The sequence below is a fragment of the Methylolobus aquaticus genome (assembly GCF_054172105.1).
In genome coordinates, this window is record NZ_JBSYXP010000009.1 from 40,598 (window position 1) to 66,541 (window position 25,944).

The following is a 25,944-nucleotide window of genomic DNA, read 5'->3' on the forward strand; positions in this document are numbered from 1 at the left end:
GGATTCCGACCCGGCGTCCGCGCATATATACCGCAATATATATTCATGAAGACGGGAGACCCACCATGCACGAGACACGCATTGCCAAATTGTTCAAGAACGGTGCCAGCCAAGCCGTCCGCCTGCCCGCCGAATTTCGCTACGAGGGTGAGGAGGTCTACGCCACGCGCGACGAGACGACCGGCGATGTGGTCTTGTCGTCCCGTCCCGGCGCAAAGACCTGGGGTGACTTTTTCGAGAGGCTGCATGCCATCGAAGTCCCCGAGGACTTCATGGCGGACCGGCCAATGAACGTGATCCCGATCGAGCAGAGGGTATTCCGGGACGAAGCACCGTGAGCCTGTTGCACATGCTGGATACGGACATCGCAAGTTAGGTGAGCAAGGGCCGTTCTCCCGAGGTCGAAGCGTAGCTGATGGCGATCCTGCCCTCGCTGATCTGCGTTTCGGCGGTGACCCGCGCGGAACTCATGTACGGCCTGAAGCAACTCCCGGCCAGCCACCGCCTCCAACTCGCGGTGCGCCAATTCCTGAAACTGGTCCGCGTCTTGTCGTGGGACGCCGAGGCGCGGACCATTACGCCGACATCCGCCGCCAACGGGTTTCCTCCGGCTAGCCCATCGGTGAAATGAACATGATGATCGCCGCTCATTCCCTGTCAGCCGGCGCGGTGTTGGTGACCAACAATCTCCGCCATTACGAACGAATCGAGGCGCCTTTGACGCTGGTCAACTGGGCGTAGCCTTAAGCGTGCACCGTGCCTGTGAGACCTGCGTTTTCCGTGGGCGCGGATAGAATTTCGTGCGCTGGGTGCACGCTTTCGTCAAATATTTGCCCACAGCAGATTTCGATCCGGAGGCCCCGGTGCGGGCGGCCGGCTTTGGCCTACCGGCCCGGTGGATGCCAAGGACCTAGCGCCAAGCGAACGCCAAAACCATCCAGCAGATAAGACACATGCGCACGTAAACGGTAAGCGGAACGGGCAGCGTCAGCTCCAGAGAAGAAAGAACCGCCGCGCAACACTCGGTCCGGTCCCTCCGACAGCCCGATCGGGTCGCGTTCTGGCCCCGATGGGTAGGGACCGAAAATGTCGGCACACCACTCAAAGACGTTGCCGTGCATCTGGTACAAGCCCCAATCGTTGGCCGGTAGCGCCTTCACCGGCACGGTTGTCTTTCGATGCAGCCCCATCAAGGCACCGGGATAAGGGAGTTCCCCGTGGTAGTTGACCCACTCGGGCGTAACCGTGTGACCGAACCAGAAGGGAGTCGCGGTGCCGGCCCGACAGGCGTATTCCCACTCAGCCTCGGTCGGCAACCGGGCGTTCAACCCGTCGACCACGCCGTTCAGTTGAGCGATGAACGTTTGCGCAGCATCCCAGGAGACCGTATCGACCGGATTCTCGGGATCAGACTGAAACTGGCTCGGATTCTTACCCATCACGGCGACCCAGAAGGCCTGGGTGCAGGCGGTGTCCGCCAGCCAATAGCCGCGCGTAAGCGTGACCTCGTGCTGCACTTCGTCATCGGACCGCTCCGGCTCGTCCTCCGGCGAGCCCATCAGGAACGTCCCCGGCTCGATCCAGCGGAAGGTCTGTTCGGCGCCGCCGTATTCCAGCGTCATCCACAGGCCGTACTCGTCCTCGCCCCAGGCTGAGGCCCAGGCCGCGGGGAACGGGGCGGGGAAGTTCGATGCAAGGGACAGCGACGCGGCCATCACCGCTTCTTCGAAGTAGATGTCTTGCGCCCTGGCGCGCGCTTTCCGGCACCGCCGCGGCGCTCCGACGCGGCGGCCTGGCCGGGCGCGCGGCCGGGTTGCCGCTCCGCGGCCTGCTCCGGGGATGCCGGACCCAGGGCAAAGCGGAAGCCGAGGCTGCCGAGGCGGGCGGCCGGAGCGGGGCCGCGGCGGAACGCGGAACGCGCGTTCCTGGCGCTGCCGACCCAAGAGCCGCCGCGCAACACGCGGGTGGCGCCTTCAGCGGGGCCCGTGGGGTCGGCCACCGAATCTTCCTGGTAATCGCCAAACCAGTCCGCACACCATTCCCACACATTGCCGTGCATCTGGTAGAGCCCCCAGCGATTCGCCGCTAGCGCCTTCACCGGCACAGTCTTTCCGCGGGAAAGCCCCATCGGAGCGCCAGCGTACGGGCGGTTGCCGTCGTAGTTGACCTGTTCCGGCGTGACCGTGTCGCCGAATGAGAAGGGCGTTTCGGTGCCGGCCCGGCAGGCGTATTCCCATTCCGCCTCGGTCGGCAGCCGGGCATTCAATCCAGCAGCTTGTTCGTTCAAGCGGGCAATGAACCCTTGCACATCCTCCCAGAACACGTTCTCGACCGGGTTCTCCGGGTCATCCCGGAAGCTACTCGGATTCCCACCCATCACCGCCTGCCACAGCGCCTGCGTGCAGGCCGTATCCGCCAGCCAGCAGCCACGCGTCAGCGTGACTTCGTGCAGCATCTCCCAAACTAAACGTTTCGGCTCACCCGCCGGCGAACCCATCCGGAAAGTGCCGGGCGCGATCCAGCGGAAGCGCTGGGTGACCCCTTGCACCGTCAAATCCGCGTACAGGCCGATCTCGTCCCAGCCGACCGGCCCGTCGCCGACCCAACGGCCGCTCGGATCGTGCGCCAAGGTCTCCCCTTCATTCGACCTTGAGATGTCATCCCAGGTCGAGCCGCGCGGCGGTTCCCAGACCAGCCGTTGGGGCTTGGTCAGCCAGGGGACCTCGACGTAGAGCCCGGACTGTTGGCGTCCCATCTCGCCAACGGATGGCCAGACCTGGTGCCGGATAAGCAGCTTCTCGATGCCCGTATCGATTTCGATGGACACTGCCTCAGCGAGCGTCTCGTTTACCACAAGCGGCAGTTGCGGAACTGGCACGCGAGACGCTTGAGATGCGCCGGCCTCATACCAGACCTTCACGCTTACGGCATCCCCGCGCAGGCTGAAATGACCGTAGGGGCTCCCCGGGCCCGATACGTCGGAATCACACAGCACAAGCCCGGGACCCTGCTGAACCAGCACGACCCGGCGCGTAGCGTCCGAGTCCCCACCCAGAAAGTACTCCACCTGCTCCCCGGTGACACCGGGTGGATAGGCCAGCGTCGCGCCGGCCCGAACGGCCTCACGCTTGGACAAAGCCCATAGCGCAGCCAGCACATCGTTGCGGGCCCAAGCCGAATCCGGCTGACGTTCGACATGGCGACGCAACCAGTCTCGCAGCCCAGCGGGCACGGCATCCGCGGCACAGGTCTTCAGGATGTCTCGGGCCCAGCGCTGCGCCGCCTGCAGGATCTTCTCCGGCACCGATCCCGGTGCGAGCCGCTCGCAGGTCAGCAACTCTGGGTAGCGGATCGATGCCGGCAGGTGCTGGTGATGACGGAGCAACAGGTCGACAACCCGCTGCTGCAGGCGCGAGTTCAAAGCTCTGAACGCCGTCTGCCAACGCTCAACTGCCCGCGGATTGGAGAAACCGAAGCCCTGCGTCGAGGAGACCACATCCTCATGCCGCCAGACTTCCGCTTCGTCGATCGCCGCGGCTTCATGGGCGGGCAGCAGACCGCGCAACGCGCGGAGCAAGGCCGGCTCGACGCGAATGCACGGCGATGCCAGAACCAACAGGCGCTCCGTGGATTCAACACGGGAGACGGGTGTCTCGCGGCGCGGTGCGCGTGCCGGCCGCAGGAAGCGGCTGGCAGCATCCCATTCATAAACCGCAAACAGGCGCCGCAAGACCGGGTCCTGGCCGGGCTCCGGGATCGGACAGAGCACGATCGGGCGGCAGCCTGCCGCGCGCAGCCGGATACCCAGCCGCTGCCAGCCTCGGCGCACTTCGGCATCGTTGCCGATCTGGCCGAGGTCGCTGAGGATCAGCAGCGGCGTCGATGGCTCCGGAACCGTCCAGCGACAGGGCCCAGGTAGATCGTCCCTTCGCACACGCAATTCGCGCCCGGGCGGTCCATCAAGCCAATGAACGTCCAGGCCCGCGGCCCCATGCAGCTTCTCCAGGCCCGACAACAAGCGGTTGAAATCGTCCCAGAACGGGATCGTTCGAGGGCTGTAATCGACCACAATCGAAATCCGGAGACACCAGCGCTGGCGTTCGTGCATCGGCACTCGCGACAGGACCTGCCCACGCGTGACGGCGCGGACCAGACGCGGTACGTCGAGTTGTCGGGTCGTGGCCGTTTGGCCAAGGGATCGGCGCAGGAACGGCCACAGGCGACTCCAGCGTGTCAGAGGGAGCGGAGCCGGCGGCTGCATCATTTCCGGAGCTGGCCGCTCGTCTTCCGTCAGCCGTCGGGCCGTTTTGAGCCAGACAGGTCCCTCACGAGCCTGCTCGATCTCTGCATCCGGTTTGGCCTCGCGCCTCGCAAGATAAAAGAACTTTGCAGGAGGCCGCCGGGGCCAGTTTTCGACAACCGGCTGTGGAGGCAAGGTCTCACGATCGCCGGTCGCAGGACCCGCATTTCGGCCTTCGTCATCGCGATCGTCCTGGGGAGGCTTCGCGGGCTCGCGCTCATAACCCAGCAACGATGCCGCGGCCTCCAGCACATCGGGACCGCCGGACGCGAGCGCTCGCAGCAAATCGGCCCGTCCGAGGCCAGACTTGCCTGGACTGATTGCCGGCCGGGCGTTCATGCCTTCGGCGGCGGATGCTTCTTCAGCGCGAACACACTGATCTGGTCGAGGAGCGCCTTCTGTCGCCGCTTGTTCGGTTCAATCGTGACGACGACCCGGAGCATGTCGAGATACTCGGCCTGACCGGGCGGCATCACGCCCTGGTTTTCGGCCAGTTGTCGATCATCCCAAAGCTGCTCAGCTGCGGTGCGGTAAACAGACTCCGCACAGGTATCCTTGAAATGCGCCTTTCCGCGCTCGACGAGCGCCTGGATCAGTGCCTCCCTGTCCTCGGGCAGCTGCAGATTCAACACCAGGCAGCGCCGCACGAAGGCGGCGGGCAGCTCGCGTTCCTCATTGGTCGTGATCACGACCAATGGTGTTGGAATGCCGGAGGGCGCTCCAACCGGCTCTTTTCGCCACGGCACGCCGAAAGCGCCATTCCCCAGGGTTTCGAGCAATCCGTTCGGCAAATCCGCATCGGCCTTGTCGATCTCGTCGATCAGCAGCACGCTTCCCAGGGCAGGCGTCCAGTCATCGGGCGGTTGCGGTGCCGCGTATTGCCCGCCCCCTCGCGCATGCTGTTCCAGCGCCGCGTCCCAGTCGAATACCCACCAAAGCGGCCCGGGACTGACGTAATTGCCGGGTTCGAGTCGTTGCCGAACTTCCTCATATGAAAGCCCGGACGCACCCAGTGCCTGTGCGTCGCCGAGTCGGCCAACGGCATCGTAGCGCCATTGCAGATCGCGACTTTCACTGCGGCTATCGACCACCTCGGCTACGAACAGGCGCCCAAGCACCTCGGCCGCGGCGCGCGCCAACTGGCTCTTGCCGGTTCCCGGCTCGCCCCGCACCAACAGCGGCCGCTGAGCCGCCAAGGCCGCTCGAATCGCCCAGGCCGCCTGTTCGGTGAAGATATGCACGGACTCGGGAAACGAACCTCGCTGGGCGAGGCGGACCTCTGCGCCAATGGGGATTTCAGGGACGGATGTCTTGGTCATGACGATTTAGTGACTCTGTCCTTTTCGCAGTAATTCAGGAATCTGTAGAAAGCCCAGTACCGAAACCATGAACACCGCTTCGTCCGAGACCTGCAATACCGATTGATCTCCGCCGGATCGAATAGAGATGATCGTCAAACTCGGGAGGCTCTTCAGCAGACCGTCGTAAAGATCAGCGCGGCCCCATCGCCCGTCGTTTGCGACATCTATCGGCACGTAGAAATGGCCCATCTGGAAATGCTCGCAATCGGAAAGCCATTTATGCAATTGCTTTAACTGTTGGGGATTCAAGTGGTGCGTAGTCCGCCGGTTCGGGAATACGCGGTTCCAGACCTCCGTCAACAGACACTGAATCGCATCACCGTCGTTCCAGCCCGTCTCGAACGGCGGCGGCTTGACCGCACCCGGACCGTAAACATCCGGTGTTCCCGGATCGAAAGTCAGTTCGAGCGTTTGCTGACGATAGCGCGCGCTTGCTACCTCCACACCTCCCGGCGTGTGCACGATCAATTCGAAGCGAAGGTCGCCCGGGCGCTCATCATTTTCCGACTGTCTCACCCATTGGGGATCGACGGACAGCATCAAGAGACGGTAGAAAAGCTGCTTAGCCTGCTTCCAGTCGGACTCGTAACTGAGCTCGTTGGCGCCGGTCAGTACTTTCATTGCTGCAGGACGCAGAACGCTGTCGACCACCTGTTCAATGGGCTGCTCCCAAAGCCAGGCTATCCAATCGCCGGAATCCTTTTGCCCTGGCAACTTGGCGATGCACTCCTTTATCGCGGCAGCCAGTTGTGCGTGGGTTTCAAGAAGAGCGCGAACCTCCGTCCGGAGCGATTCCTGGAAGTGATCGTCGGGCTTTCGGTTACGCGTGATGGCGGTTGGCTTACCCGGTTCTTCCTTTGGCCGGATGCGATCGAGCAGCGCCGCAAAATCCGTTTCGAGATGAACGGGCTCCGTTAGCGCGTTGATGTCGACCAGTTCGCCCAGCAGTCGGTCGACGTTGTCGCGAAATTCATGATAAAGATCCAGGGAAGCATTCAGGTTCGTTGTTCGACGTCGACTCAAGCTCGAAAGGCCGGCTTCGAGCTCAGCGGCCTTGTCTTCCCAGTGTTTTAGGTAGGGGATCCGATCAATCGGCTCATAGATCTTTGTCCCTTCAACGACAATAGGCAGAACGCGTTGTCGGAATGCCGCAGCGTCCGGGCTGTGGCTGTCGATCTCCCTTAATTCATACATGCAGTGCTCGGATTTGAAGTACTGCTCACTCAGGACCAGCACCACGTGATCACCCGCGGAGAGCTGGTCCATGAATTCGCGGATCGACTTACCGTAGCGGATCTGATTGATGTCGCGAAGTAACTCGATCCCGCGCGCCTGGCAGGCGGCCTCAAGCTTCTCGACGATCCCCTTCTCCCGCTCCACCGACCAGGCATACGAGACGTAGACTTTTCCTGCCACACTCCCCCCGGATTCCGACCGTGACTGCCGATCGTTATAGTACCTGCGACAGGGTGGTCCGAGGGATAGCCATACAGCGGCAGGCCGGTGGCAGTTCGCCTGAAACTCCAACGACTCGACGCGTAATAGCCCGTTCAAGAACACGAACCCAATGACCACATTCCTCAACGAACGCCGCGCCGGCATCGCTGCCGCCCTGGGCGCAGCGCTGCTGTTCGGGGCGGGCACGCCGGCGGCGAAGGTGCTGCTCGACCGAGTCGACTCGTGGCTGCTGGCCGCGCTGCTGTATGTAGGTTCCGGCATCGGCCTCGTGGTGCTGCGGGGGCTAACCCGGAACCCGATGCCGCGGCTCGCCCGCGCGGACTGGTTCTGGCTGTCCGCGGCGACCGTGGCCGGAGGCGTGATCGCGCCCTCGCTGCTGATGTGGGGGCTGCTCGGCATGCCGGCCTCCGACGCATCCCTGCTGTTGAATACCGAAGGCGTGTTCACGGCCCTGCTCGCCTGGTTCGTGTTCAAGGAGAACCTTGACCGGCGCATCGCGCTCGGGATGGTGGCGATCGTCGCCGGCAGCGTGGTGCTGAGCTGGCCGGGGGAGGCGCGCCTGCCCGCGGCGCTGCCGGCCATGGCGGTACTGGGTGCGTGCCTGGCCTGGGCCCTCGACAATAACCTGACACGCAAGGTGGCTCTGGCCGACGCCTCGTTCATCGCGATGACCAAGGGACTGGCGGCGGGCACGACGAATCTGGCGCTGGCGGTCACCGCGGGCGCGGCGATACCGGCCTGGCCGGATCTCGTCGGCGCGGTGCTGCTGGGGCTTGCGAGTTATGGCCTGAGTCTGACGCTGTTCGTCATCGCTCTGCGGCACCTGGGCTCGGCGCGGACCGGCGCCTATTTCTCGATCGCGCCCTTCGTCGGCGCCTCGCTCGCGGTTCTACTGCTGGGCGATCCGGTCACGCCGACACTGCTGCTGGCCGGTGGACTGATGGCGCTCGGCGTGAGCCTGCACCTGACCGAGCATCACAGCCATCGGCACGAGCACCACCCGATGGAGCACGGCCATTGGCACACCCACAGCCCGGGCGATCCGCATCACGACCACGAGCACGACGAACCGGTCCGCCCGGGAACCCGACATGCGCACTCGCATCGGCACGCAGCCCTGACGCACTCGCATCCCCACTTCCCCGACGCCCACCATAGGCACGACCACGATTGATCCGCAGCTGCCACCGCACACCCGGTGTCACGCGGCGTACCATCAATGCACGACCAAACGCGGCATTTGCCGGACCCCGCCAGGGGATTTGCCGCATCGCAGCGTCTTGCGGCGACTTCGGGTCGCGAATTGCGCGGCATTCCGGAATGGCACATGCCTTGCGTTAGGTCCTGCGGCGACACGGATCGCGCAGTACGCACATCGCATTGAGCGGGTTAACACTGGGGGGCCGCTGAACCGATTGCGCGTCGCATGGACCGGGACGGGACGTCCCGCGGGGCAGGATGCCCTTTCCTCAAAAAGCTTCCTCGGACCACCCCCGGTCGCAGCCGTCGCCCAGTCACGGTAGGCACGCCAGGGACCCAAACGGGGACGCGGCAAATCAAACCTAGACAGCAAGGCTTACCCTAATGAAAAGTAAAATCCTGTTGATCGCTGCCGGGCTCGTCCTGACGGCACAGGCGTATGCGAACAACGATGACAGCTGTGGCCCCTGGGCGGCCAGCGGCAAATGGGTCATGTACCAGGCCGCGGTCAGCGACGGCTTCCAGCACACCGGGCGTTGCGAGCTGAAGATCAAGGACGGCACCGCGACGGGACAGTGTGTCATGAGCAACGGCCTCGACGTCGCCGTCACCGGCCCGGTCACGGTCAACAAGAATTGCTCCGCCTCGATCAGCCTCGGCTTTGATGTGCCCAACGGCGGACCGCACATCGACTCGGATTTCAACGTGCAACTGACCCGCGACCGCGAGGCCTTCGCCGGCCAGTTCGTCAACACCTTCGGTGTGGTGGGCTTGTCGAACGGCGTTCGACGCTAATCCCACCAGCACAGCGGCGGCTTCCCGGGTCGCCGCTCTCCAACGCCCTCCTTAGCTCAGCGCCGCTCCAGGCGCATCCTGAGCCCGCCCTTCGGCCGCAAGGCCAGCACGATTTCAGGCTCCACACTAATCCCCGGAACCGGATCGAGCCGGAACTGCCGCGCGAGTGGGGCCAACAGCAACGCCCCCTCTGTCATCGCGAAATGATTGCCCAGACAGACGCGCGGCCCGGCGCCGAAGGGCATGTATGCCAGTCGGTGGCTTGGCGCAGGACTGCCGGCCAGAAAGCGCTCGGGACGGAAATGATCGGGCTGCTCCCAGAACTCGGGATGCCGATGAATGTTCGCTATGTTCACGAACACTAGCGTGCCGCCCGGAATCCGGTAACCGCCGAGTTGCGTGTCCGCGACGGTCTTCCGGACGACGCCGATCGCCGGTGGCAGCAGACGCATCGTTTCCTCCAGCACGGCACGGGTCCACGGCAGCGCCGGCAGGTCCTCGAGCGTTGGAATTCGATCCCCGATCACCGCATCCAGCTCCCCGCACAGGCGTTCGCGCGCCTCCGGATTCGCTCCCAGCAGATTCCAGCACCAGCTCAGCGCCACCGCGGTCGTCTCGTGCCCGGCAATGAAGATCGTCAGGCACTCATCGCGAATCTGGCGGTCGTCCATGGCCTCGCCGGTCTCCATATCGACGGCGTGAAGCAGCTTGTCGAGCAGATCGTCGCAACGCCGTCCGTCGGCCCGCCGCTCATGGATCAGCGTCCCGATCAACTCATCCAGCAACGCCAGAGAGTTCCGGAACGCGCGATTGGCGGGGGTCGGTAACCACAGCGGCAACTGAAAGGGATTGCTGAGGTGCTCGGAGGAATAACGCAGCACGGTCGCGAGAGCCGGCGACAGCGTGTCGACCCGATCCAGCACGCTGACGCTGAACATCGTGCGGGTGATGATCTCCAGCGTCGCGCGCATCATTTCATGGGCGACATCGATCGTGGAGGCGGGCGCGAGCGACGACCAACGCTCCGCCACACGCCGCGCTGCCGCATTGATTTCCGGGACGAAGGACGGCAGGCGGCTGCGCTGGAACAGCGGCTGCATCAGCCGCCGTTGCCGTTTCCACAGATCGCCGCGACTGGTCGCCAGCCCCTGTCCCAGAACCAGCGCGACCCCGGCCGGGCTGTCGCGCTCGTACATCTTGATGAACTCGTTCTGCCGGGTGATCAACACCTCCTCCGCCAACGCCGGATGGCTGATCATGTGAAACTGCCGGCGGCCGAGCCGATACGCGATGACGTCGCCGTAACGAACGCGCCAGTCGAGCATGTTCTGGAAGGGGTTGCCGCGAAACTCGAGCAGGCTGCCGATCAATGGCAGGCTGGGCGGGGACGGTGCGGTGGGAAGCGCGGATGCAGGGACGCTGGAAGCCATTCTGACGGAGACCCGAGTGGTTCGAGCCGGTAGTGTACGCAAACCCTCAGCCCCTTGGCTGCCGGCCCCGCGACGTTCGATTTGCGACACTCAGCATTTCGCACCGGGATCGCCATTCCGGGCGCCGCCTCCCTATACTGCGAGCTATCCCACTCCAGCGGCTCCGGATGCCGCGTGCACCCGGGCCGCGACACTCCGCCGGAGTCCGCCATGGCCAGCTCTATCGCATTCGCTCATCAACACCCGCCCGTTCGCATCCTGATCGGCAAGGTCGGTCTGGACGGCCACGACCGCGGCGCCAAATATGTCGCGCATGTCCTCCGTGACGCCGGGTACGAGGTGATCTACACGGGTATCCGGCGGGCGCCGGAGGAAATCGCCGAGGCAGCCGTCCAGGAAGACGTGGCCGTGGTCGGCCTGTCATTTCTGTCGGGCGCCCATATCGCCCTGTTCCGACGGGTGATCGAACAGTTGCGCCGCCGCTGCGCGGGACAGGTGGTGCTGGTCGGGGGCGGCACGATTCCGCCCGACGACGTCAGGACCCTGAAATCCATGGGCGTGGCCGAGGTGTTCACACCCGGCACGTCGGCGCGGACGATCGTCGACCGGATCGGTCAGTTGCTCGACAATCGGCAGGTGGCATGAATGTCGATGTCGACGCGCTGATTCGCGAGGCGGGCACCGCGGGACCTGGCCGCATTCGCGCCGCGGCGCGGCTGATGACGATCGCGGAAGGCGGCAGCGGCGCGGCCGTCAACGTGCTCGGCAAGCTCGCCGGCGCACCCGAACCGCGCCTGGTGCTCGGCCTGACCGGCAGCCCCGGTTCAGGCAAGAGTTCGCTGGTCGACCGGCTGCTACAGCACTGTCGGGCCGAAAATCCGGACAGCCATATCGGCGTGATCGCCGTGGATCCCTCCTCCCCCTATTCGAACGGCGCCTTTCTCGGCGACCGCGTCCGGATGATGCGACACGCCGGCGATCCGAACATCTTCATCCGTTCGGCCGCGACCCGCGGACACATCGGGGGGCTGGCAGCAGGGGTCTTTGGCATGCTGAAGGTGATGGGGCTCGCCGGCTGCGATATCGTATTGATCGAAACCGTCGGCGTCGGTCAGATGGAAATCGAGATCGAGAGCCTGGCCGACCTCGTGCTGATCGTGCTGGCACCGGGCCAGGGCGATGCCATGCAGTTCCAGAAAGCCGGTCTGATGGAAGCGGGCGACGTGTTCGTCGTCAACAAGGGCGATTGTGTCGGGGCTGGCGAGTTTCATGCGCAACTGATGGCCTCCTTGCGGCTGATCGACCATGACCGGAAACAACGGGGGCCCGATGCCGTGCGACTCGTCAGCGCGCGCGAGGATCACGGTATCGCCGAGTTGCTCGACTATCTCGAACGGCTCCGCGACACCGAAGCGGCTCGGTGGCTGGCCCGGCGGCGGACACGGCTTGTCACGCACCTGCGGGCCGCGGTCCTGGAACTCGCGCAGCGCCGCCTGGAGGCGGAATGGAGCGGGCTCGCTGAAAGCGACCCGGTCGAGCGGGTCTTGCGCGGCGAAACGGCGTTGGCCGATCTGGCGGGCGAATTGCTGCGGCGCGCCGTGCTGGACAACACTTGAGGACGCTCAGGATGGACGAGAAGGACAGTGAACAGGCGCTGACGCCTGAGGAAGCCAAGCGGCAGTGGGAGAATGGCACTGTCGCCAAGACGATTGCCCGCTGTCCGGAACGGCAGGCGCAGTTCAAGACCGGATCCGGTCTCGACGTCGACCGCGTGTACGTCCCCGAACCGGCGGCGCACGTCGGCGAAACCTATCGGAACAAACTCGGCTTTCCAGGGACGTACCCGTTCACGCGCGGCATCCAGCCGACGTTGTACCGCGGGCGATTCTGGACCATGCGCCAGTATGCCGGCTATGCGACCGCGCAGGAATCGAACCGGCGCTTTCGCTACCTGCTCGAACAGGGCTCCACCGGCCTGTCGGTCGCCTTCGATCTACCGACGCAAATCGGCTATGACAGCGACGATCCGCTGTCCTGCGGAGAAGTCGGACGCGTCGGCGTCGCGGTATCCACGGTCGAGGACATGGCGGCGCTGTTCGACGGCATCCCGCTGGATCGGGTCTCGACGAGCATGACGATCAACGCGACGGCCGCGGTAATCCTCGCGATGTACATCGTCGTCGCCGAGCGCCAGGGAGCCCCGCTGACGGCGCTCGCCGGCACGATCCAGAACGACATACTGAAGGAGTATTTCGCTCGTGGCACCTACCGTTTCCCGCCCAGACCCAGCCTCAGGCTGATCAGCGACCTGTTTGCGTACTGTGCCAGCACCCTGCCAAAGTGGAACGCGATATCGGTCAGCGGCTACCACATCCGCGAGGCCGGGGCGACCGCCGCGCAGGAAATCGGCTTCACGCTGGCGGACGCCGTCTGCTATATCGAAACGGCCATCGCCGCGGGCCTGGACGTCGACGACTTCGCGCCGCAGATCACGTTTTTCTTCGCAGCACACATGGATTTGCTGGAGGAAGTCGCCAAATTCCGCGCCGCGCGCCGCCTCTACGCCCGGCTGATGAAGGAGCGCTTCGGCGCGAAGAACCCCAAGAGCCTGATGCTGCGCTTTCACACCCAGACCAGCGGCGTCGCACTGACCGCGCAGCAACCCGACAACAATGTCGTGCGGGTGGCGATCCAGGCCCTGGCCGCCGTGCTGGGCGGGACCCAGTCCTTGCACACGAACTCGAAGGACGAGGCCTTGGCGCTACCGACCGAAGACAGCGTGCGCCTGGCACTCCGCACGCAGCAAATCATCGCGCACGAGACCGGTGTCGCGAATACGATCGACCCGCTGGGCGGCAGTTACTATGTCGAAAGCCTGACCGATCGCCTGGAGGCGGAGGCGGAAGAATGGCTGGCACGGATCGATTCGATCGGTGGCATGGTCGCGGCAGTCGAGCAGGGCTATGTGCAGCGCGCGATCGAACAGGCGGCCTATGAGTACGGCAATTCGATCGAGACCGGCGACCGGACCATCGTCGGCGTGAATAAATTCGTCGAAGACAAGCCGCCGGCGATGGACCTGTTCTCGGTAGCGGCTGCGGTGGAGACGCGCCAGGCCGAGGCCGTTACCGCCGTCAAGCGCAACCGTGACGCCGCGGCCGTGGCCGCCGCGCTGAGCCGAATCGAGCAGGTCGCACGCCGCGACGAGAATCTGATGCCGGCGATCATCGACGCGGTCCGGGTCTCCGTCAGCCTCGGCGAGATCTGCAGCTGCCTGCAGAACGTATTCGGCGAACACGTGGATGCGTTCAGTTAGTCTATCCCTCCACGCACCCTCGCTGTCGCGCCGTTGGCAACCCGCCTTGCCCCTTCCCGCAAAGGACCACGCCCATGTCTCTGACCCTGAAAGACCAACGCGATACCATCGGCACCATCACGCTGAATCACCAGGAAAAGCGCAACGCGCTGAGCAGCCAGTTGATCGACGAAGTCATGGCGGCGCTGGAGGCCTTCGTCGATAGCGGAGCACGCGCCGTCGTGCTGCGCGCAGCACCGGGCGTCAAGGTGTGGTCCGCAGGCCACGATGTCGAGGAATTGCCGTTATCCAACCGCGACCCGCTGGGTTGGGACGATCCGCTGCGCCGGCTGGTGCGCGCGATCGAAGAAACCCCAATGCCGGTCATCGCCATGATCGAGGGCAGCGTGTGGGGCGGTGCCTGCGAAGTCGCGATGGCCTGCGACATCGTCGTCGCCTGTGATACCTCGACCTTCGCGATCACGCCGGCCAAGTTGGGGGTCCCCTACAACCTCACCGGTTTGATGACCTTCATGAACGCCGTGCATCTGCATATCGTCAAGGAAATGGCCTTTACCGCCCAGCCCATCGCGGCACGCCGCGCCGAGCAACTCGGTATCGTCAATCGGGTCGTGCCGGCCGAAGAACTCGAGGCGACAAGCTACGGGCTCGCGGCGCAGATCGCGCAGAACGCACCGCTCAGCATCGCCGTGATGAAGGAAGAACTGAACTTGCTGGCCAACGCGCGAGACCTGTCGCCACAAACCTTCGAACGCATTCAGGCCTTGCGGCGCGTCGTCTACAACAGCGCGGATTACCGCGAGGGGATTCAGGCGTTCCTGGAGAAACGCCGGCCGCTGTTTCGGGGCGAATGAGGCCAGTTCAGCCGCGAAGACGAAAACACCGTCGAGGCGGGCACCTCAGTACCTTGCGTCGGCCCCAGGCCCGGCCTGCCGCTGCAGTCCCCGGCCTCTCGTCCGGTTTCTGTTCACCGCGTTCAAGCCCGGACTAAACGCGCTGCTCGTGAACACCCTGCCCAATGGGCAGCTAAATCAAGTGGCATTCAGGCCAGCTCGACAACGCGGGGCGCCATTACGTGATTGCACACCTGTCGGGCCTGTCAGTAGGCTTCTCCCCACTCATGTTCGAGGCCATTGTGCGCCTTACCTGACCGATGAACGGACCTTGAAAGGTCGATTCCGTCAGGTAAGGCAAAGCCGCGAGTGGTCGCACTGGTGCTGAACGCCGCCAGAACGTCCCTATTCCGAATTTCCTTGGCGCACAGACCAGGGCCTGCCCTTCGCGACCGGTCGCCCGATCAACGACTCCCGGTCGCGTCCAAGTCTACACCGTGCCACCGCTCTCAGTTTCCACACAGGATATTCTCCGGACAGCCGGTGTTGATTTGCCCACCACGCCGTTTGATCAACGCTACGGTATCGTAAAAGTCGTACGAAACCCCCGGATTCCACTGCTTCTTGAAGAACCACCAGAACAGATGGTTGGCATTGATTCCCGCCGGATCCGCGACCGCGAAATCGAACACGTCATCCAGGGTCAGGATACCCTCGGCGATAGGATCGTCGTAAAACGTCAGATGGGTCGCGTTCACGGCCATCAGAATGGGAGTCCTACGGGCGTACGCGGAGGACAAGGTCGGAACTACCGAAGTCTTGACGAGAGGACTGGTATCCGGGCCGCCGAAGCCGATTCCGCTGCGGTAGAGATGATCGACCAGTTCGGCTTGATGGGGTTCGATCCGAAAATTGAGTTGCATCGCAACCAAGGTGCTCGGATAAGCCGTCGACAGCGCTGAGCCGAGTCGTTTGAGTTGATCGACATAACTCCGCGCGGTCGCACCATTCGTGAACGCCGTCGATGTGGCACTTTCCTCGGTAACGATACCCTCGACGAATGGTTCCTTGTCGAATTGCGACCCCAAGGCATAATGCAGCGCGATCAACCGATCCATGACAGCCGGAACCCAACGCTTTGCGATGCATCCACGCCGCCCTGTATTCAGCGTAATCGACACCTGACCGCCTAGATATTTCGAATCGGTTCGCATATCGGGCGGCACACAGGCATTCTCAAGCTCTGAACGATAGGTCTTATCCGCGATCTGCAAGACCAAACGCTTACCCCTGGCTTTTAGCAAGTCCAGATCGTGACGGATCCTGGAGAAATCATAGCTTCCCTTCTTTTTCTCGATATTCCCCCATTGATAGGAAATCATGATTCCCTTTATTTCCGGGATCTTGGAGATTTCTTCAATATTGGCATCGTTATAAAGGACCGGCAGTTGGGCATAGTGTCCAGGATTCCATTTCTTGGCACCACTCTGGGTTACCTGGTCCGAGCGACCCTGCCCCTTCAGCTGTACAACGGCATCACCAAAGGACGCATCCAATGTAGCGGTACCAGCATCATTTTCGGCTGCCGCAGGTGCATAGGCGATATTCATGGAGCAACTTCCACCCGGCGGAAGCCACCAGGGGCAATCGCTAGATACCTGCCTGAAATCGGTATCGCTCATACTGATCCCGTAGACTCTCTCATGCCACTGAGAGCTCGCATTTTTAAGGACCAACCGCGCCGACCGGCTTTCCTGTCCGACTTCGACCGACCCGAAGTCGATACTTGTCGGCGATACACTTACCCCAAACGCAGCGTGACTCATTAATGCAAGATAGAGCTGCGAAAAAATATAGGCTATGCGAATTTCTATTTTTCTAGATCTGTTCACGATGCTTGCCCTACGGCAATAACCCATGGGAATACCCGCGAAGAAAAATAATCAGGACAACCCCACGAGAGACATTCCTAAAAAACTGAAATCTTAAGATCTCAGTTCGCCTGCGGATGCCATTGGCAACCGCTTGGGGACATTTGCACAGGCCATGCCATAACAGTTTACCGCCTTAGGCGTACCGCTTACTGACGCGTGGTATACGCTCCGACATGCGTCAGCATTTGGGGCGCAAGGCGCTGCTTTCTTTGGACTTAATGGGAGCTTCCGCAAAGACATCGGAAACACGCGGCATCACGATGGAGCAGCTTATTGCGGGTCGACTGCGGACCGACTGGTCGCCGTCAAGGCTCGAAACCAATAGCGGACGTCGTGCGCCAACGACAGTTGACAGGGAGACTATCGGGATTCGGCCAAGCACCACCGTCTGGTCCGCCGACCACGATGTCGAGAAATTGCCACTATCGAACCGCGATCCGCTCGGTTGGGACGATGCGTTGCGACGACTCGTGCGCGCGATCGAGGAAACCCCGATGCCGGTCATCGCCATGAACGAGGGCAGCGTGTGGGGCGGCGCCTGTGAAGCCGCTATGGCCTGCCACATCGTCGTCGCCTGCGAGGCGTCAACTTTTGCGATCATGCCGGCGAAGCCGGGGGGCCCTATAACCTCACCGGTCTGATGACCTTCATGAATGCGGTGCATCCGCACATCGTCAAGGAAATGGCCTTTACCGCCCAGCCCATTGCGGGACGCCGCGCCGAGCAACTCGGTATCGCCAATCGCGTCGTGCCGGCCGAAGAACTCGAGACGACAAGCTAGGGGCTCGCGGCGCAGATCGCACCGCTCAGCATCGCCATGATGAAGGAAGAACTGAACTTGCTGGCCAACGCGCGGGCCATCTCGCCGGAAGAGGTGATCCTCTGTGGCGCCTTACCCTTGCGAGTCCTCAAAAACGGTCTCTTCCCCTGCTCGGGTTTCTGGGCCGAACTGGCCGGCAATCCAGCCCGTGATACGGCGACAGTACAACACAGGCCACCCCTGAGCTTGAAAACAGTCTCTACTACGTGTTAAGACGTACCTCTAAAGCACTATATCGAGCCTTACCATTGAAGATCGATCACGAGACTATTGCGAAAGACAGACCCGCGAAGCCCCCCCCATTCCCTCATGACTTCCATGGACTCTCTGCCCGCAGCCTGGACGCGCCGGCGTCCGCAGCCCCTCTCGCGAGAACGAAGATAGGCGCAAGACCAACAGTTCGTGCCACAAGGGCCAGCGACCATTCTTTCTGCGGCCCATCCCAGCCATGAACGGTGGCCAGTCCTCCCGTCGAATCTCAGGTGAATCATTGAAGGGTGGCGATGAATTCGAAGCAGCGGGTACACAGCGTGCCGCCGTCGAGCCTCCCGACTATTGCCTAGTCAGACTGCAACGCCTCCTCACGAGCGCTGCAGATCGATCCACCCGACGCCCCCAGCCCTTAGGAAATAATCCCGATGGCGCGTCGTCCCCAAAATAGGCATTCATACCCATAGAAATGGCTACAACGGATGGTCAGACTATCCGCGCATACGGGACAAGCGACCAGTACCGCAGCGACGGGCACACTGGTCGATAAGACTATTGATGGCCGCAACATGCAAAAGCTCAAAGCGAATAACCACCACCCGTGGACAACGGGGGACGATATCAGCTCGGGAAGGGCAGCAAAGCGGAGGAGATGAACCGGCGCCTTTTCAGCTCGACCAACGGGAAACCGCATCGAGCAAAGCTGCCCCACGATCTATGTGCACAGAGACTACAGTCATGAACTATCCAAATTGCCACCGTAATCTTTTACCCCAAAGCGCCGCACTAAACTTGCATCGACTCGCCCAAGCTGATGGTGATCTGCCGCCCGATACGGATCACGTCGAATCGCCGCTTCGGTGGCCCGGTAGTATTGATCCATTAAACTCTTGCCAGCTTGACCAGAAGCAACCGGAGCACTTGAGGAGACTGCATCGGCCACTTACCGAAAAGCCATTGGGAAACACCGGGGCACATCGGAACCGGCTTCTGTCATCACTGCTGGGGATCGGCTTGTTTTCCGTTCTGCTGCCTCAAATAGGATGGTCCAACGAGATCCCGATTTCCCCCGGCACGCCTCCGGCCATGGCCGACGACGGACTCTGTTCCCTGATGGAGGCGATCATCAACGCCAACAACGACGCCGCCGTACAAGTTGATTGTCCCGCCGGACAGGGCGCGGATACGCTCGTTCTGCCTCCGGCGAGCACCCAGGAGCTGACCGCGGTTCACAACCGGACGTATGGAGTCACCGGTCTTCCCATCATCGCATCGGATATCACGATTCAAGGGAACGGCAGCAGTATCGTTCGGAACAGCAGTGCGCCGTCATTTCGTCTAATGGCGGTAACCGGCACCCTGACTCTCCGGAACATCACGCTTCAAGGCGGGAGGCAGTCGGACTGGGAGGGCGATGGAGTCCGTAACGGGGGCTGCGCCATACTGATTTATGAAGGCAGCGTTGACATCGAGAACAGCACGCTAGCCGACAACTCCTGTTTCTACCGAGGTGGTGGTATCTATAACGTTGATGGGCACCTCAAGCTGACGGATAGCACCGTCACGGGTAACACGGGAAGCACAGGCGGAGGGCTAGCCCAACTCCATGGCCAAGCAGAGATTTCCAGGGTGACGTTCTCAGGAAATACCGCGGCAAAAAACGATGGCGGCGCTATTTACGGCGGCGCCAGCATTCTGACGATATCTGACTCGACCGTCCGGGACAATAACGCATTTTATGGTGGGGGTATACGTCAGGAATGGGATAGCCAGGGAACAATCCGCAATTGTGTCATAAGTAACAATCTTGCAAGAACGTCGGGGGGCGGAGTCGAAAATGGCGCTTTCGCTACCATGACGATTTTTAACAGCACCATATCGGGGAATGTGTCTAACGGCCTCGGCGGAGGACTGACCGGAACGACTTCCCACAGCGGACTCGTGGTCGTCAGCACGACCATCAGCGGTAACACGTCCCGAACGAGCGGAGGGGGCGTCTCCGTCTGGGGCGAAGGCCTCACCACACTGACCCGCAGTACCGTCGCCTTCAACCACGCCAATACCCGGGGCGGTGGCGTGTATGTCTCTAACAGCCCCACCGTGCTTTCGAACACAATCGTCACGGGAAATACGACCGGCGGCAGCGGCCCGGAGATCAGTTGCACCGGAACTCTTTGCGGGCGTTATGCCCTGGTCAATCACTACAACCTGCTCGGGCATAGCGGCTCCGCGGGGTTGGCAGGCGTGTCCGCCGGCAACCGGGATGTCGTGCCGACCCAGGCGCCGGCACAGATTCTGGATGCGAGTCTCGCCAATAATGGCGGTCCGACCCCCACACATGCGTTGCTGCCAGGAAGCGCGGCCGTGGATACGGGCGATCCAGATTATCAGAAGGTTATCTTTGGGCGTGACAGGATCTACGACCAGCGGGGTGAAGGCTTCCTGCGTATGCGGGGAGCGAATATGGATATCGGGGCTTTCGAAGTTCAACCGTAGGCGGACTCTGGCCGGTTGCAGGGGAATCAGAACTGGGGCAGCGGACCGGCCATGGCGCGGCGCGCAAGGACGCACAGGACACCGCCAGCCAGGCTCCTGAGCGACAGGGATTCGGCAGGGCGCCGAGCGGTCCGGGGGTACCGGACGCAGCCATCACGCTGGGCATGCCAAGGATGCGCGGGCCACGTATGTGACCGGACACGCCACTCGGACTGCAAGGACTCAGGCAGTTGCCCCTGACGAAGCGACGGGCGGCATCCCGGGTAGGATAGCGACCGGACTGGGGGGTAGGCCGCATTGGACTCGGTGTCCGATGCGACCGACCCCTTTGGTGGCCCCGTCTGACGCGGGGCCTTACGGCTTCCTGCTTCTCGCGACTACCGGATTTTCCGGATTCGGCGCGGCATTTCCCTCTCAGGCCAATCTTGTCCTACTCCGCGCACAGCGTGTTTTCCGGGCAGGCGGTATTGATGTATCCACCACGCTGCCTAATTATCTCCAGCGTGTCGAAGAAGTCATACGACACACCAGGATTCCATCTCTTCTCGAAGAACCACCAAAACAGGTGGTTGGCATTGATCCCGTTAGGATCGGTGACCGCAAAGTCAAAGACCTGATCCAGCGTCAGAAGCCCATCGCCGATCGGATCGGACGAAAAGGTCAGGTGGGTTGCGTTTACTGCCATCAGAATCGGCACCTTGCCTGCATACGCCGCAGTCAGTTCGGGAACGAACTCGGTCACCAACAGCGGACTGGTGTCAGGTCCACCGACGCCGATCCCATTGCGGTAGAGATGCTCCATGAGTTCATACTCATTGGGCGACGTGCGGAAGTTCAATTGCATTACGCTCAGGGTGCTCGGGTAGGAGGTCGCGAATGCCGAGGCTAGCCGTTTCAACTGATCGACATAGGTCCGCGGGGTCGCCGCATCCGTCAAGGCTACCGTCGTGGCGCTCTCTTCGGTCACGATCGCCTCGATGAACGGCTCGCTGTCGAATTCAGCGCCCAACGCCGCATGCAGCGCAATCAGTCGATCCATGACCGCCGGCACCCACCGTTTCGCTATACACCCCGGCCGCTGCAGATTCTGAGTCGTGAACTTGATCATGCCGCCCAGATATTCGGGATCCGTCTTCATGTATTCCGGCGTGCAGGCGTCCTCTCGTTCGGCGCGGTAGGCCTTGTCCGAGATCTGCAACACCAAACGCTTGCCCCTGATGCGCAAGAATGCCAAGTCGCTCCGGATCCTGGAAAAATCGTATACGCCCTTCGCCGTCTCCAGGTTGCCCCAGTGATAGGAGAGCATGACGCCCTTCATCTCCGGGATGGCCGCGATCCTGTTGAGACTGGTATTGTTGTAGAGCACACCCAATTGCGCATAATGTCCGGGATTCCACTTTTTGGGCCCGAACTTCGTGACGGGCGGATCCACCGCCTGAGCAGAAAGCGAAATGGTCTGGTCGGCGATCGAACCGTCCACCAGTGCGGTGTCGGCATGAGTAGCAGCCTCTTCGGGCGCAAACACGATGTCCATCGTGCAACTCGCCCCCGGCGCCAACCACCAAGGACAAGTGTTTGCCACCCTACTGAACGCGGGATGACTGAAGGTGATCCCCCAGACCCGCTCGGACCGTCCCGCACTCGGGTTCCTCACCACGATCCGTACGGGTGCGCTCGTTTGATGAATCTGGACTTGGCCGAAGTCCACGGTGGATGGTGACACCGTAACACCCCAAGCCACATTACTCGCCAGTAGCGCGACCAAAACGCGCGCCATATGACAGTATTTGCTCATAGATCCCCCCAAAGGTCATTGATGCCTGTCTAGGCGAAACCGCCCGAAGCAAGCCCTGCAAATCCTTGGATCGGGCGTTCCTGGATGGCCGAAGCCAACCGCACCAACATCGCTGGATGCAGGCACAGTATATCTTTAGGCATATCCTATGCCACGTATTCGATGCGGCGCGAATAATGCATTTCGCACCTGGTTACACTGTGTGTGAACTGGAGCAAGGGATAGGTATCTCTTCCGGGATATGTCTGAGAACGCTTCTCAGAACTGGTCATCGGCCTTTATCCCCGCAGGCTCGCAGCCATCCGGAGCCAGGCAAACAACGCACTCGACAGACCCCTAATCGCACCACGACGTGCTCCTTTTCCGCGGGTTTGGTCCCTTGGTCCGGTATTTCAATCACCCAAATATGGCATAGGCCTCAGCATCTCGCCGGCCAACAAAGATCGGCCTGTCGATCGCAGCGATCAGAAGACGAGTCGGGCCCACCCGTCACCCAGTAAAGACGTCACGGGACGTTCCACAAGGACACGCTCATCCGGGCAGTGGAGGCTTGGGCGGTCGGTTAGAGTCCCGCGACGACCGGCCTGAACACGACAGACAACAGGCCTTACGATGAAGAATGGTTAAGATCTTTTGCGGGGCATGCAGCCTGGAAGGCGAGGACCCACACGGCGAACCTGCGGTCGTCCGGGTTAGTGGGCTTGAGTTGGGAGACGATGCCGGTGTGGCAAGGACAGCGCGGGCAGTGGCGACAGGGAATGGAGCCGGACGCGAACCGGCGCCGCCCGCCACGGTTCAGCGGCGTTGAAGCGGGCGGATATCGACCATCGATGCTCAGATCAGGGTAGCGCCGACCTCGCGACCGGCGGCCCGGCAAGCCGGTTCGCGCGAGGCCTGAATCTCCTGATCAGTCAGATAGCAGCCGGGGTCCTCGGCCCACGGGTCACCGGTGGTCTGGTGGGCGCGGACACGCGTGTTCCCATTGCAGATGTCGAGATGGGCGCAAGCACCACAGCGCCCCTTGACCGGCCGAGGATCCTGTTTGAGTCCCGCCATCAGCGGATCGCTCGTATCGGGCCAGATCGCCGAGAAAGGCCGGTCACGGACATTGCCGAGACCGTAGTGCCACCAGAACGTATCGGGGTGTACGTTGCCTAGATTGTCGATATTGGCAATATTGACACCGGAAGCATTGCCGCCCCATGCGGTCAACTTTGCGCGCAGCGCGGGGACGCTGCCCGGGAAACGCGCTTCCGCCCAGTGCAGCAGGTAAACCCCGTCGGCATCGTTGTTGCCGGTCACGAACTCGGCGGGGTTACCGGCGCGAAGCCGCTCCAGGCAAGTTTCGAACAACCGGTCCATGACCTGCCGGGTCATCAGGTAGACCGCATCGTCCTTGCGGTTACGGTTGCCGCGGCCGCCGTAATTGAGGTGCGACAGATAGAACTTGTCGACACGCTCCTGTTCCATCAGGTCGAGCATGCCCGGAAAATCGGCGAAGTTGTCGCGGGTCAGCGTGAAGCGCAGGCCGACCTTCAGTCCGTGGGCTACGCACAGCCGGACGCCGGCCAGCGAGCGTTCGAAAGAGCCCTTGCTGCGCCGAAAGGCGTCATGTGTGTCGCGCAGACCATCCAGGCTGACCCCGACGTAATCGAAGCCGACCGCGGCGATGCGATCGATGTTCTCGTCGGTGATCAGCGTCCCGTTGCTGGACAGTCCCACATAAAAGCCCAATCCCTTGGCACGCGCGGCGATGTCGTAGATGTCGGGCCGCAGCAGCGGCTCTCCGCCCGACAGGATCAGCACCGGCACTCGGAAGGCCTTGAGGTCGTCCATGACCGTGAACACCTCGTCGGTGCTCAGCTCGCCCGGGAAATCGATATCCGCCGAGGTCGTATAGCAGTGCTTGCACGCCAGATTGCAGCGCCGGACCAAATTCCAGATGACGACGGGACCCGGCAGAACGCGCCGGCGCGGCACGGCCGGCGGCGGCGAGGGCGTCAGCAGTTCCTGGATGTAGGGGGTGATGCGGAACATGAGGTCGCGGCAGGGCTAGGACTGCAACCGCAGCCCGGTTTTCTTCAGGATCCGCGTGCTGTACAGCACGCTACGGCCCCGCACCGCCGCACCGAGGACCTCGGCAATCCGATCCGCCTCATGCTCGACATCGGCCCGCGTCCGCCCGTGCACCATCGCGAACAGGTTGTACGGCCAGTCCGGCAGATGGCGCGGCCGGTGGTAGCAATGGCTGACCGAGGGCATCCGCCCGACCCGCTCGCCGAGTTCGTCGACGCGCTCGTCCGGCACGTCCCAGACCGTCATACCGTTCGCCGTGTAGCCAATGCGGTAATGGTTCGGCACCACACCGATGCGACGGATCACGCCTCGATCGAGCAGCGTCCGTAGTCGCACCATGACGTCTTCGGCCGACAGGCCGAGTTGCTCGGCCAGCGCATGATAAGGCCTGGGCGTCAACGGCAGACCAGCCTGCGTCGCCAGGATAATGCGGCGGTCAGTGTCGTCAAGGGCGGGCGTCTGCATGACTCAAACGGTGAAATGGAGGCCGACGAAGTATTCGGTGATCTTGGGCATGTCGTAGACGGTCAGGCCGGTAGCAGCCTCGATCTCGCGCAACACGGCCCGATGCCGCTCGGCCGTTTCGGTCGCCAGTACGAACCACATGTTCAACGCGTGGTCACGGGCGTAGTTGTGCGCGACCTCGGGGAACGCGTTGACCCGCTCGGCAATCGCGTCGATCTCGGCCTCGGGCACTTTCATCGCGGCAAGACTCAGTGCCCCGCCGAGCCGCTCGGCGTGGTATAGCGGTCCGAAGCGGCTCAGCAGGCCCTGATCGAGCAGCCCCTCAATGACGCCGATCAACTCCTCCTCGCCCAGGCCCAGCTTCTCCGCGGCCTCGAGAAATGGCCGCTCGCAGATCGGGAATCCGCCCTGCAGACCATTGATGACCACCCGCTCGGTCTCGGTCATGCCGGGCGCACCCGGCCGGACCGTGTGTCGCCGGAGGGCACCTCCGCCAGATAGCGCGCCCCGCGCTGCTTGAAGCAACGGCTGCTGAACAGCACGGCGCGCGGTGTATCGGTCAATCCACAGGCTTCCGCGAGCAATTCGATCTGGGCGTTCACACTGTGGCGGTCACGTCCGTGGATCATGCAGAACAGGTTGTAGGGCCAGTCCTCGCCCCGACGGGGCCGTCGATAGCACAGGGTCACAAACTCGTGGGCGCTCATCCGGCGCCCGATGTCGCCGACGCGGTCATCGGGGACATCCCAGACCACCATCGCATTGGCTCGGTAGCCCAGCGGGCGGTGGCGCACGACGACACCGAGCCGCTTGATCAGCCCTTCGCGTACCCAGCGCGAAACGGTGTCGACGACCTCACCTTCACTCAAGCCGACCCGCTCGCCCAATTCTGCATAAGGGCGAGGCGTCAACGGCAAGCCGGATTGAATGGCTTCCAGCAGGCGCGCCAGCCTGGGATCTTCACGCGGATCGTTCACCGTCGCCACGCATCAGTCCTCCCAGCGCAGCGGGAAACCGAGATCGATATGGAATTCCTCAAGCAGCGGCAGCGAAAGGACCGGCAGACCGGTCGCCGCCTCGATCTGCGCGAGAACCTCGCTCAGGCGTGCCTCGTCCCTCGCGGTCAATACGAACCACAGGTTATAGCGATGCTCGCGCTCGTAGTTGTGATTGACCTCGGCATAGGTGTTCACCAACGCCGCCACTTCCTCCAACCGTTCCGGAGGCACCGCAACTGCCGCGAGTGTGCTGGCACCAAGGCGGTTGGGCGCGAATACCGGCCCGACGCGGCTGATCACGCCGCCGGTCTGCAGCGACTGCAACTGGGACAGCACGGCTTCCTCGTCGACTCCCAAGGCGTCCGCCATCTCCCGGTAAGGGGTCGGCGTCAATGGCAGGTCACGCTGGAAATCGTTCAGCAGATGCTGCTGCAAGACAGAAAGCGCGGTGGCCATA

23 protein-coding genes are annotated in these 25,944 nt (G+C 62.6%); 11 read left to right on the top strand and 12 right to left on the bottom strand.

The window, feature by feature from the left end; translation table 11 throughout:
- The first annotated feature begins 65 nt into the window (after positions 1–65).
- A complete protein-coding gene (locus ACW73L_RS13340) occupies positions 66–338 on the top strand; it encodes an antitoxin (protein WP_498922666.1) in 273 nt (90 codons plus the stop codon).
- Between the two features lie 77 nt (positions 339–415).
- A complete protein-coding gene (locus ACW73L_RS13345) occupies positions 416–631 on the top strand; it encodes a PIN domain-containing protein (protein WP_498922668.1) in 216 nt (71 codons plus the stop codon).
- A gap of 253 nt (positions 632–884) precedes the next feature.
- Here the strand turns inward: ACW73L_RS13345 and ACW73L_RS13350 are convergent, their stop codons facing one another.
- The 4 genes from ACW73L_RS13350 to ACW73L_RS13365 are packed head-to-tail and all read right to left on the bottom strand — an operon-like array spanning position 885 to position 7,077.
- Entirely contained in the window at positions 885–1,715 is an 831-nt protein-coding gene (locus ACW73L_RS13350) for a formylglycine-generating enzyme family protein (protein WP_498922669.1), read from the bottom strand.
- Positions 1,715–4,639, bottom strand: a complete 2,925-nt coding sequence (locus ACW73L_RS13355) for a formylglycine-generating enzyme family protein (RefSeq protein WP_498922670.1) — start codon at positions 4,637–4,639, stop codon at positions 1,715–1,717. The genes ACW73L_RS13350 and ACW73L_RS13355 overlap by 1 nt, the downstream gene beginning before the upstream one ends.
- Positions 4,636–5,619 (bottom strand): AAA family ATPase, encoded by a 984-nt coding sequence (locus tag ACW73L_RS13360; protein ID WP_498922671.1) that lies wholly within the window; start codon positions 5,617–5,619, stop codon positions 4,636–4,638. Before ACW73L_RS13360 ends, ACW73L_RS13355 begins: the two co-directional genes overlap by 4 nt.
- Positions 5,620–5,625: 6 nt before the next feature.
- Positions 5,626–7,077, bottom strand: a complete 1,452-nt coding sequence (locus ACW73L_RS13365; RefSeq protein ID WP_498922673.1) for a toll/interleukin-1 receptor domain-containing protein — start codon at positions 7,075–7,077, stop codon at positions 5,626–5,628.
- A 151-nt stretch (positions 7,078–7,228) separates the two neighbouring features.
- On the opposite strand from ACW73L_RS13365, the gene ACW73L_RS13370 reads away from it, so the two are divergent.
- Entirely contained in the window at positions 7,229–8,293 is a 1,065-nt protein-coding gene (locus tag ACW73L_RS13370; RefSeq protein WP_498922674.1) for a DMT family transporter, read from the top strand.
- A gap of 410 nt (positions 8,294–8,703) precedes the next feature.
- Positions 8,704–9,114 carry a hypothetical protein gene (locus ACW73L_RS13375; protein WP_498922675.1) on the top strand — a complete coding sequence of 137 codons (411 nt, stop codon included), beginning with the start codon at positions 8,704–8,706 and terminating at the stop codon, positions 9,112–9,114.
- 56 nt (positions 9,115–9,170) lie between these two features.
- Here the strand turns inward: ACW73L_RS13375 and ACW73L_RS13380 are convergent, their stop codons facing one another.
- Positions 9,171–10,544 carry a cytochrome P450 gene (locus ACW73L_RS13380; protein WP_498922677.1) on the bottom strand — a complete coding sequence of 458 codons (1,374 nt, stop codon included), beginning with the start codon at positions 10,542–10,544 and terminating at the stop codon, positions 9,171–9,173.
- Positions 10,545–10,754: 210 nt separating this feature from the next.
- On the opposite strand from ACW73L_RS13380, the gene ACW73L_RS13385 reads away from it, so the two are divergent.
- From ACW73L_RS13385 to scpB, 4 genes are all read left to right on the top strand, one after another.
- Positions 10,755–11,189, top strand: coding sequence for a cobalamin B12-binding domain-containing protein (locus ACW73L_RS13385; protein WP_498922678.1), 435 nt, complete (start codon positions 10,755–10,757; stop codon positions 11,187–11,189).
- Positions 11,186–12,160 (top strand): ArgK/MeaB family GTPase, encoded by a 975-nt coding sequence (locus tag ACW73L_RS13390; RefSeq protein ID WP_498922680.1) that lies wholly within the window; start codon positions 11,186–11,188, stop codon positions 12,158–12,160. Before ACW73L_RS13385 ends, ACW73L_RS13390 begins: the two co-directional genes overlap by 4 nt.
- A gap of 11 nt (positions 12,161–12,171) precedes the next feature.
- The gene (locus ACW73L_RS13395) at positions 12,172–13,860 is read left to right on the top strand and encodes an acyl-CoA mutase large subunit family protein (protein WP_498922681.1); all 1,689 of its coding nucleotides are present in this window, start codon (positions 12,172–12,174) and stop codon (positions 13,858–13,860) included.
- Between the two features lie 74 nt (positions 13,861–13,934).
- Positions 13,935–14,714: a methylmalonyl-CoA decarboxylase gene (gene scpB, locus ACW73L_RS13400; protein ID WP_498922683.1), complete on the top strand. Its 780-nt coding sequence runs from the start codon at positions 13,935–13,937 to the stop codon at positions 14,712–14,714.
- Between the two features lie 488 nt (positions 14,715–15,202).
- Here scpB and ACW73L_RS13405 read toward each other — a convergent pair whose 3' ends face one another.
- On the bottom strand, positions 15,203–16,612 hold the full coding sequence (locus tag ACW73L_RS13405; protein WP_498922684.1) for a choice-of-anchor D domain-containing protein: 1,410 nt from the start codon (positions 16,610–16,612) through the stop codon (positions 15,203–15,205).
- A 431-nt stretch (positions 16,613–17,043) separates the two neighbouring features.
- On the opposite strand from ACW73L_RS13405, the gene ACW73L_RS13410 reads away from it, so the two are divergent.
- The 3 genes from ACW73L_RS13410 to ACW73L_RS13420 all read left to right on the top strand — a co-directional run bounded on the left by ACW73L_RS13410 (position 17,044) and on the right by ACW73L_RS13420 (position 20,153).
- Positions 17,044–17,268: an enoyl-CoA hydratase-related protein gene (locus tag ACW73L_RS13410; RefSeq protein ID WP_498922686.1), complete on the top strand. Its 225-nt coding sequence runs from the start codon at positions 17,044–17,046 to the stop codon at positions 17,266–17,268.
- Between the two features lie 8 nt (positions 17,269–17,276).
- Positions 17,277–17,408: a hypothetical protein gene (locus tag ACW73L_RS13415; protein ID WP_498922688.1), complete on the top strand. Its 132-nt coding sequence runs from the start codon at positions 17,277–17,279 to the stop codon at positions 17,406–17,408.
- 987 nt (positions 17,409–18,395) lie between these two features.
- Entirely contained in the window at positions 18,396–20,153 is a 1,758-nt protein-coding gene (locus ACW73L_RS13420; RefSeq protein WP_498922689.1) for a choice-of-anchor Q domain-containing protein, read from the top strand.
- Positions 20,154–20,583: 430 nt separating this feature from the next.
- On the opposite strand, the gene ACW73L_RS13425 is transcribed toward ACW73L_RS13420, so the two are convergent.
- The 6 genes from ACW73L_RS13425 to ACW73L_RS13450 all read right to left on the bottom strand — a co-directional run bounded on the left by ACW73L_RS13425 (position 20,584) and on the right by ACW73L_RS13450 (position 25,943).
- Positions 20,584–21,687 (bottom strand): hypothetical protein, encoded by a 1,104-nt coding sequence (locus ACW73L_RS13425; protein WP_498922691.1) that lies wholly within the window; start codon positions 21,685–21,687, stop codon positions 20,584–20,586.
- A gap of 1,095 nt (positions 21,688–22,782) precedes the next feature.
- Entirely contained in the window at positions 22,783–23,985 is a 1,203-nt protein-coding gene (gene nirJ / locus ACW73L_RS13430; RefSeq protein ID WP_498922693.1) for a heme d1 biosynthesis radical SAM protein NirJ, read from the bottom strand.
- A gap of 15 nt (positions 23,986–24,000) precedes the next feature.
- Positions 24,001–24,489, bottom strand: coding sequence for a siroheme decarboxylase subunit beta (ahbB, locus tag ACW73L_RS13435; protein WP_498922694.1), 489 nt, complete (start codon positions 24,487–24,489; stop codon positions 24,001–24,003).
- A gap of 3 nt (positions 24,490–24,492) precedes the next feature.
- A complete protein-coding gene (locus ACW73L_RS13440) occupies positions 24,493–24,936 on the bottom strand; it encodes an Lrp/AsnC family transcriptional regulator (protein ID WP_498922695.1) in 444 nt (147 codons plus the stop codon).
- Positions 24,933–25,475, bottom strand: a complete 543-nt coding sequence (gene ahbB / locus ACW73L_RS13445; protein ID WP_498922696.1) for a siroheme decarboxylase subunit beta — start codon at positions 25,473–25,475, stop codon at positions 24,933–24,935. The genes ACW73L_RS13440 and ahbB (ACW73L_RS13445) overlap by 4 nt, the downstream gene beginning before the upstream one ends.
- Before the next feature lie 3 nt (positions 25,476–25,478).
- The gene (locus ACW73L_RS13450; protein WP_498922698.1) at positions 25,479–25,943 is read right to left on the bottom strand and encodes an Lrp/AsnC family transcriptional regulator; all 465 of its coding nucleotides are present in this window, start codon (positions 25,941–25,943) and stop codon (positions 25,479–25,481) included.
- Position 25,944 lies beyond the last annotated feature (1 nt).

Excerpts from the sequence above, each read along its gene's own strand:
- ACW73L_RS13340 (WP_498922666.1), top strand. The coding sequence starts at position 66 with ATGCACGAGACACGCATTGCCAAATTGTTCAAGAACGGTGCCAGCCAA.
- ACW73L_RS13345 (WP_498922668.1), top strand. The coding sequence starts at position 416 with ATGGCGATCCTGCCCTCGCTGATCTGCGTTTCGGCGGTGACCCGCGCG.
- ACW73L_RS13350 (WP_498922669.1), bottom strand. The coding sequence starts at position 1,715 with ATGGCCGCGTCGCTGTCCCTTGCATCGAACTTCCCCGCCCCGTTCCCC.
- ACW73L_RS13355 (WP_498922670.1), bottom strand. The coding sequence starts at position 4,639 with ATGAACGCCCGGCCGGCAATCAGTCCAGGCAAGTCTGGCCTCGGACGG.
- ACW73L_RS13360 (WP_498922671.1), bottom strand. The coding sequence starts at position 5,619 with ATGACCAAGACATCCGTCCCTGAAATCCCCATTGGCGCAGAGGTCCGC.
- ACW73L_RS13370 (WP_498922674.1), top strand. The coding sequence starts at position 7,229 with ATGACCACATTCCTCAACGAACGCCGCGCCGGCATCGCTGCCGCCCTG.
- ACW73L_RS13375 (WP_498922675.1), top strand. The coding sequence starts at position 8,704 with ATGAAAAGTAAAATCCTGTTGATCGCTGCCGGGCTCGTCCTGACGGCA.
- ACW73L_RS13380 (WP_498922677.1), bottom strand. The coding sequence starts at position 10,544 with ATGGCTTCCAGCGTCCCTGCATCCGCGCTTCCCACCGCACCGTCCCCG.
- ACW73L_RS13385 (WP_498922678.1), top strand. The coding sequence starts at position 10,755 with ATGGCCAGCTCTATCGCATTCGCTCATCAACACCCGCCCGTTCGCATC.
- ACW73L_RS13390 (WP_498922680.1), top strand. The coding sequence starts at position 11,186 with ATGAATGTCGATGTCGACGCGCTGATTCGCGAGGCGGGCACCGCGGGA.
- ACW73L_RS13395 (WP_498922681.1), top strand. The coding sequence starts at position 12,172 with ATGGACGAGAAGGACAGTGAACAGGCGCTGACGCCTGAGGAAGCCAAG.
- scpB (WP_498922683.1), top strand. The coding sequence starts at position 13,935 with ATGTCTCTGACCCTGAAAGACCAACGCGATACCATCGGCACCATCACG.
- ACW73L_RS13405 (WP_498922684.1), bottom strand. The coding sequence starts at position 16,612 with ATGGGTTATTGCCGTAGGGCAAGCATCGTGAACAGATCTAGAAAAATA.
- ACW73L_RS13415 (WP_498922688.1), top strand. The coding sequence starts at position 17,277 with ATGAATGCGGTGCATCCGCACATCGTCAAGGAAATGGCCTTTACCGCC.
- ACW73L_RS13420 (WP_498922689.1), top strand. The coding sequence starts at position 18,396 with ATGAACTATCCAAATTGCCACCGTAATCTTTTACCCCAAAGCGCCGCA.
- ACW73L_RS13425 (WP_498922691.1), bottom strand. The coding sequence starts at position 21,687 with ATGGACATCGTGTTTGCGCCCGAAGAGGCTGCTACTCATGCCGACACC.
- nirJ (WP_498922693.1), bottom strand. The coding sequence starts at position 23,985 with ATGTTCCGCATCACCCCCTACATCCAGGAACTGCTGACGCCCTCGCCG.
- ahbB (WP_498922694.1), bottom strand. The coding sequence starts at position 24,489 with ATGCAGACGCCCGCCCTTGACGACACTGACCGCCGCATTATCCTGGCG.
- ACW73L_RS13440 (WP_498922695.1), bottom strand. The coding sequence starts at position 24,936 with ATGACCGAGACCGAGCGGGTGGTCATCAATGGTCTGCAGGGCGGATTC.
- ACW73L_RS13450 (WP_498922698.1), bottom strand. The coding sequence starts at position 25,943 with ATGGCCACCGCGCTTTCTGTCTTGCAGCAGCATCTGCTGAACGATTTC.